The organism is Streptomyces sp. NRRL B-24085, assembly GCF_001282115.1.
Taxonomy (GTDB): Bacteria; Actinomycetota; Actinomycetes; order Streptomycetales; family Streptomycetaceae; genus Streptomyces.
Genome location: NZ_LJBR01000368.1, coordinates 1 through 5,432 on the forward strand (window position 1 = coordinate 1; position 5,432 = coordinate 5,432).

The 5,432-nt window shown below is 71.4% G+C and carries 5 protein-coding genes; 1 reads left to right on the forward strand and 4 read right to left on the reverse strand.

Features of this window, described 5'->3' with window-relative positions:
- The 4 genes from AOJ26_RS33100 to AOJ26_RS33115 form a co-directional block, all read right to left on the reverse strand.
- Positions 1 to 266 (reverse strand): PfkB family carbohydrate kinase (locus AOJ26_RS33100; protein WP_234358733.1); only part of this gene is annotated, 266 nt, incomplete at its 3' end.
- Between the two features lie 66 nt (positions 267 to 332).
- On the reverse strand, positions 333 to 2,276 hold the full coding sequence (locus AOJ26_RS33105) for a substrate-binding domain-containing protein (protein WP_053852063.1): 1,944 nt from the start codon (positions 2,274 to 2,276) through the stop codon (positions 333 to 335).
- Positions 2,266 to 3,792 carry a sugar ABC transporter ATP-binding protein gene (locus AOJ26_RS33110; RefSeq protein ID WP_053852064.1) on the reverse strand — a complete coding sequence of 509 codons (1,527 nt, stop codon included), beginning with the start codon at positions 3,790 to 3,792 and terminating at the stop codon, positions 2,266 to 2,268. Before AOJ26_RS33110 ends, AOJ26_RS33105 begins: the two co-directional genes overlap by 11 nt.
- On the reverse strand, positions 3,789 to 4,808 hold the full coding sequence (locus AOJ26_RS33115; RefSeq protein WP_053852065.1) for a LacI family DNA-binding transcriptional regulator: 1,020 nt from the start codon (positions 4,806 to 4,808) through the stop codon (positions 3,789 to 3,791). Before AOJ26_RS33115 ends, AOJ26_RS33110 begins: the two co-directional genes overlap by 4 nt.
- 185 nt (positions 4,809 to 4,993) lie before the next feature.
- On the opposite strand from AOJ26_RS33115, the gene AOJ26_RS33120 reads away from it, so the two are divergent.
- Positions 4,994 to 5,359, forward strand: a complete 366-nt coding sequence (locus AOJ26_RS33120) for a hypothetical protein (protein WP_053852066.1) — start codon at positions 4,994 to 4,996, stop codon at positions 5,357 to 5,359.
- Positions 5,360 to 5,432: the final 73 nt, after the last annotated feature.

The window sequence follows — 5,432 nt, forward strand, 5'->3', positions numbered from 1 at the left end:
CCCACCAGCACCCCCACCGTGTCGACCCCGGCCGCCCGCTGCGAGTCGAGCAGCAGCCGGCCGTGCCCGTCGTCGCCGACCCGGGCCAGCAGCGCCGTGCGGGCGCCCAGCCGGGCCGCCGCGACCGCCTGGTTGGCGCCCTTGCCCCCCGGGTGCACGGCCAGGTCCGAACCGAGCACCGTCTCGCCGGCCCCCGGCCGCCGCTCCACGCCGATCACCAGGTCGGCGTTGGCCGACCCTACGACCAGAAGGTCGTAGTCGTACATGAATGACTCCCCTAGTCAGTGACGCGGGGCGGGCGGTCGAAGCGACCGCCCGCCCGTACGTCGTCGTCAGCCCGTGAAACCGGCCACGTTCTCCTTGGTGACCACCTTCACCGGCACCTTGACGGTCTCCTCGACCTTCTTGCCCTCAAGGGCCTTCAGCGCGTTGTCCACCGCGATTTTGCCGAGTTGGGAGGGCTGCTGTGCCACGGACGCGTACAACGTGCCGCCCTTGACCGCGTTCAGGCCGTCCGGAGTGCCGTCGAAGCCGACCACCGAGACCGACTTGCCGGCCTTGGAGCCCAGCGCCTTGATCGCGCCGAGCGCCATCTCGTCGTTGGCGGCGATGACGCCCTGGACGTCCGGGTGGGCCTGGAGCAGGTTCGACATCACGTCGAGGCCCTTGGTGCGGTCGAAGTCGGCGGGCTGCTGGGCGACGACCTGGATGCCCGGGTAGGCCTTGAGTCCCTTGGCGAAGCCCTCCGCGCGCTCCCGGGCGGCCGACGTGCCGGCCTGGCCCTGGAGGATGACGATCTTGCCCTTGCCGCCGAGCTTCTCGCCGATGGTCCTGGCGGCGAGTTCACCGCCGGCGATGTTGTCGGAGGCCACGAGGGCGTCCGTCCTGGCGTTGTTGACGCCCCGGTCGACCGCGATGACGGGGATCTTCGCCTTGTCGGCGGCCTTCACGGAGTTGCTCGCCGCGTCCGAGTCCACCGGGTTGACGATGATCGCGCCGAGGTTGGAACTGGTGAAGTTCTGGAGCTGGTTGGCCTGCTGGGAGGCGTCGTTCTGGGCGTCCGTGACGGTCAGGTCCACGCCCAGCTTCTTCGCCTCGGCCTGGGCGCCCGAGCGGATCTGCACGAAGAACGGGTTGTTGAGGGTCGACAGCGACAGGCCCACCTTCGGGTTCGCCGTCGAGGACGAGTCGTTGTGCAGGAACGAGGTCGCGCCGACGATCGCCACGGTGACCACGGCCGCGAGCCCGTACGTCGCCGCCTGGCGCCCCTTGCCGCCCGGCCCGCCGGCACCCGCGGCCACCGGGGTCGCCCCGGCCTTGCGGCGCAGGGTGTCCAGGAGCACCGCCAGCGCGATGACGACACCGATGACGACCTGCTGCCAGAACGCGGACACGTTCAGCAGGTTGAGGCCGTTGCGCAGCACCGCGAGGATCAGCGCGCCGATCAGCGTCCCGGACGCCTTGCCGGTGCCGCCCGCGAGCGAGGCGCCGCCGATGACGACCGCGGCGATCGCGTCCAGCTCGTAGCCGTCGGCGGCCTGCGGCTGGGCCGAGGACAGCCGCGCGGCGAGCACGACACCCGCGACGGCCGCGAACACACCGGAGAAGGCGTAGATGGCGAGCTTCTGCCTCTTCACGCGGAGACCGGAGAGGCGGGCCGCCTCCTCGTTGCCGCCGATCGCGTACATGGAGCGGCCGATGTACGTCCGGCCCAGTACGAAGGCCGCGACCAACCCCATGACGACCATGACCAGGACGGGCACCGGCAGCCAGCCGCCGAGCGTGTCACCGAGGTGCGAGACGGAGTCGGGGAAGGCGATCGGGGAGCCCTCGGAGATCACCAGCGACAGACCGCGGGCCACCGAGAGCATCGCCAGCGTGGCGATGAACGGCGGGAGCTTGCCGTACGCGATGAGGAAGCCGTTGACGAGTCCGGCCGCGATGCCGGTCACCACGGCGAGGACGACGGCTATGAAGACCGGCACCCCGTGCGAGGTGGCGCTCCAGGCGAGGACGGTGGCCGACAGGGCCGCCACCGAGCCCACCGACAGGTCGATGCCCGCCGAGACGATCACGAAGGTGACACCGAAGGCGAGGATGGCGGTGACGGCCGCCTGGACGCCGACGTTGAGCAGGTTGTCGGTGGTCAGGAAGTCGCCGGACAGCGCCGACATGGCGATGACGAGGACGATCAGCGCGGTGAGCGCGCCGTTGTCGAGCAGGAGACGGCGCAGGCCACCCGCGCTCGCTCCGCTTCTGAGCGTGTCAGTGGCCACGGGGGGCCTCCTTGTCGGTCTTGACGGTGTTCGTGCTGACGGCGAGGGCCATCACGGAGTCCTGCGTGGCCTCGTCGGCGTCGAGTTCGCCGGCGATCCGGCCCTGGGCCATCACCAGCACCCGGTCGCTCATGCCGAGCACCTCGGGCAGATCGCTGGAGATCATGAGGACGGCGGCACCGGCCGCGGTGAGTTCGTTGACGAGCTGGTAGATCTCGACCTTGGCGCCGACGTCGATCCCGCGCGTGGGCTCGTCGAGGATCAGCACCTTGGTGTCGGCGAGCAGCCACTTGCCGATGACGACCTTCTGCTGGTTGCCGCCGGAGAGGGTCCGCACATGCTGGTGCAGGCCCGCCATCCGCACCCCGAGCTGCTCGGCGATCCGCGCGGCGGCCGCCCGCTGCCCCTTGAGGTCGACGAGCCCGCCGCGGGTCGCCGAGCGCATGGTCACCAGACCCAGGTTCTCCTCGACCGACTGGTCGAGCACCAGGCCCTGGCCCTTGCGGTCCTCCGGGATCAGGCCGATCCCGGCCGCCATCGCGGCGCCCACGTCATGGCCCCGCAGGGCCGTCCCGGCGACGTGCACGGTCCCCCTGTCGTACGGGTCCGCGCCGAACACGGCCCGCACGACCTCGGTACGGCCCGCGCCGACCAGCCCGGCGATGCCGACGACCTCACCGGCGTGCACCTCGAAGCTGACGTCGTGGAAGACGCCGTCACGGGTGAGGCCCTCGACCTTCAGCAGGGCCGAACCGGTGTCCCCGCGCTCCCGCGGGTACTGCTGCTCGATCGACCGCCCCACCATCAGGCGCACGAGTTCGTCCTCGGGCGTGGTGGCGGGCACCTGGCCGACGGACTTCCCGTCCCGGACGACCGTGACCCGGTCGCCCAGGGCGGCGATCTCCTCCAGGTGGTGGGTGATGAAGACGATCCCGACCCCGTCCTCGCGCAGCCTGCGCACGATCGCGAAGAGCTTGTCGACCTCCTCGGAGGTGAGCACGGCGGTCGGCTCGTCCATGATCAGCACGCGCGCGTCCAGGCTGAGCGCCTTGGCGATCTCGACCATCTGGAGCCGGGCGATCCCGAGGTCACGCACACGCGCGCGGGGCGACACGTTGACCCCGACGCGCTGGAGCAGCACCTCGGCGTCGGCCTCCATCCGCTTCCGGTCGATCATTCCGAGGCGGCGCGGCTGGCGGCCCAGGAAGATGTTCTCGGCGACCGTGAGGTCGGGGACGAGGTTGAACTCCTGGTAGATGGTTGCGATGCCGAGCCGCTCGGCGTCCTGCGCCCCGCGGATGTGCACCTCCTCGCCGTCCACCAGGACGCGGCCCTCGTCGGGGTGGTAGGCGCCCGAGAGCATCTTGATCAGCGTGCTCTTGCCGGCGCCGTTCTCGCCGAGCAGTACGTGCACCTCGCCCCGGCGCAGGTCGAAGTCGACGCCGTCGAGCGCGACCACGCCGGGGAAGGACTTCCGTATGCCCTCGATGCGCAGCAACTCGTCCTCGTTGCTCACGACGTGCTCCTTTGCACAGGGTTGGGGTTCTCGCCGCAGGAGCGGCGGACGACCAGACGGGCGGGGAGGGTGACCGACGCGGGCGGCCGCCCCTCGATGCGGTCGACGAGCGCGCGCACGGCGGCCCGTCCCAGGTCGCCCGTGGGCTGGGCGATCGCGGTGATCGGCGGATCGGTGTGCACGAACCACGGGATGTCGTCGAACGCGGCCAGGGCCAGGTCCTCGGGCACGCGCAGCCCACGCGCGCGTACGGCGTCCAGCGCGCCGAGCGCCATCAGGTTGTCGGCCGCGAAGACGACCTCGGGCGGCTCGGGCAGGTCGAGGAAGCCCTCGGTGACCCGCCGTCCGCTCTCGGCCTGGAAGTCGCCCTGCCCTATGTAGGCGTCGGGCAGTTCCAGGCCGTGCGCCTCCAGGGCCTCCCGGAAGGCTGCCACGCGCTCCTGGCCGGTCGTGGTGGCGGCGGGCCCGGCGATGATGGCGAGCCTGCGGTGCCCGAGGCCGTGCAGATGGGCCACGAGGTCGCGCACGGCGGCCCGTCCGTCGGCCCGGACCACCGGCACGGCCACGCCCGGGATCCACCGGTCCACGAACACCATCGGGGTCCCCGCGCGCACGGCGTCCAGCATCAGCGGGGAGCCGCCGTCGGTGGGGGAGACCAGGAGGCCGTCGATGCGGCGGTCCAGGAGGTTGCGTACGTGGTGGTCCTGGAGGTCCGGGCGCTCGTCGGCGTTGCCGATGATCACGCTGTAGCCGAGCGCGCGGGCCTCCTCCTCGACGGAGCGGGCCAGCTCGGTGAAGTAGGGGTTCAGCACGTCGCTGATGACCAGGCCGAGGGTGTGGGTCTGGTCGGTGCGCAGGGAGCGGGCGACGGCGTTCGGGCGGTAGCCCAGGGCCTCTACGGCGGCCAGCACGCGGGTGCGTGCGTCCGCGCTGACCGACGGATGGTCGTTCAGGACACGCGACACCGTGGCGACGGAGACCCCCGCCTCGGCAGCGACGTCCTTGATGCTCGCCATCGCCGCTCCACCTCCTTGTGGAATCGATTACACGAGTTCGTGTACCGAGGATTGGAATCGATTACACGACGATTGGCAAGACTCCGAGACCGGATCGTGATGTCGCGGGCCGCGCGGGCACGGACCAGGCTGGAAGGGACAGGAGTCGTTTCCCCGAGGCCCCCCGGGGCCGGAGCGGAGGAGTCATGACGGCGGCCACTCGCGACGACGTACCCGTCGCCCTCGCGGGCGACGGTGTGGAGGTGCGCACCCAGCCCATCGGCGGCGGCATGTCCGTCGGCTACCTCCGGCTCCCGGAGGGCACGGACATGGGCCCCGCCCTCAAGGGCCTCGAAGGCGACGCGTGCCAATGCCCGCACTGGGGCTACCTGTTGAAGGGCCGGCTCAGGATGCTCACGCCCTCCGGCGAGGAGGAGTACGAGGCGGGCCAGGCGTACTACTGGGGCCCCGGCCATGTCCCCGTCGCCCTGGAGGACTGCGAGTTCGTGGAGTTCTCCCCGACGGAGGACTTCCGGACGGTGATCGACCATGTGACGTCGCAGATGGGGTAGGGGGGGGCCGACGGTGCCGGGCGCGCGGGGTTCCCTGCGGCGAACCGCCCGCCCCCAGGGCACGCCCCCACGG